This is a genomic window from Bartonella capreoli (assembly GCF_902813205.1).
In the GTDB taxonomy this organism is placed as follows: domain Bacteria; phylum Pseudomonadota; class Alphaproteobacteria; order Rhizobiales; family Rhizobiaceae; genus Bartonella; species Bartonella schoenbuchensis.
Window position 1 is genome coordinate 1 of record NZ_CADDZX010000049.1, and the last position, 1263, is coordinate 1263.

At 33.0% G+C, this 1263-nt stretch carries 1 protein-coding gene; it reads left to right on the plus strand.

What is annotated here, in order from left to right; all coding sequences use genetic code 11:
* Positions 1-321: 321 nt before the first annotated feature.
* Complete coding sequence (locus tag J7R05_RS07170) at positions 322-939, plus strand: hypothetical protein (RefSeq protein ID WP_010704025.1); 618 nt, start codon at positions 322-324, stop codon at positions 937-939.
* The last annotated feature ends 324 nt before the right edge of the window (positions 940-1263 follow it).

Consider the following 1263-nt stretch of genomic DNA (forward strand, 5'->3'; position numbering starts at 1 on the left):
CACAAACTTGATAAATGAGAAGCATCATTAAAAATAGGTGCGCGCTCATGAAGCATGAGCAAGACCAGTGTTGTATAAACAGCTGTTTCTTTTGGCTTCAAAAGCATAAGCTCAATTAAAAATTGACCAGGATAAAATTTTACCCAGGGTAATTTCGTGGCCATCACATATCTCCTTCTTTCTTTAAGTGTAAAATTGCCCAGCCTGTCTTCGTATCTAGATCAAGAAAAGGAATCATGTTAGGCATCTGACGTTTCATTAAAAATGTTTTATAAAACCGTTTCATCACTATGGTTTTGAAAAAGTGGGGGAGAAAATAGAATGACAGTATTTGAATGTTTCTCTATAATCTCCATTGTCATTAGTAGCATTCATGCAAGTATTTCAGTTTGGGCAAGATATGAAGAACAGAAAAAAAAGGCTTTAGGACGAACACTGCAGTTTAATTGCGTATCATATAAATCGACCGTGTCTCCGTATAAAAATGAAAATCCTGAAATTACAATAAAGTTAGCCCTTCACAATCCTACAAAACAAGTAATTAAAGTAAATAACATCTGGATAGATCACAAAAGCCCATTCCAATTTATTGAAGCACGCTATATCAATCCAAACCCAAAATTCCCTAAAAAACCAGATATAATTATCTCTACAAAGCCTAAGCACATCGACTTAATAAATCCTCAGACAAAACCGGAACCAGAGCACTTCTTTGATTTATTTAGTATAAACAGTAAACAAGAAATTATACTTTCACTTACCGTGCTAGTTAAACAACCAAATACAGTAAATCCTATAACTATTATTTTAGAACATACTTCGTCTAATGATCCAAATAAAACACTGAAGCTTCTTTGTAACCTCGGCTTTTTTAGATTGTCAGATAAACAGAATTTGAATTGTATTAATAAACTTTTCAAAGAAAGCGCATCTCAATAAATAACGTACGTACTCACTTTACAAGTAGTTAAAAACGAAACAAAAAACACAGAGTTAAAACAAGCCGCAAAGTATATACTATTGCCATAAAATCACCTTTAATCACTTTTCTTTCCTTATTTTTACCTTGTTTAAGTTATTGTATGAATACCCCTGATCATTAAATCCATATTCTGTACTGCCAATAATAAAAAAGCCGCTTCCAAAACCTATGTAACCGTGAAAGAGAGGCCATATACTCCTGTGGTGTCATGAATGTCATTTCATACGTAATAACATTATCATCACACACTACCGTATCTTTTATCTTTTCATCACCACTCA

Excerpts from the sequence above, each read along its gene's own strand:
- J7R05_RS07170 (WP_010704025.1), top strand. The coding sequence starts at position 322 with ATGACAGTATTTGAATGTTTCTCTATAATCTCCATTGTCATTAGTAGC.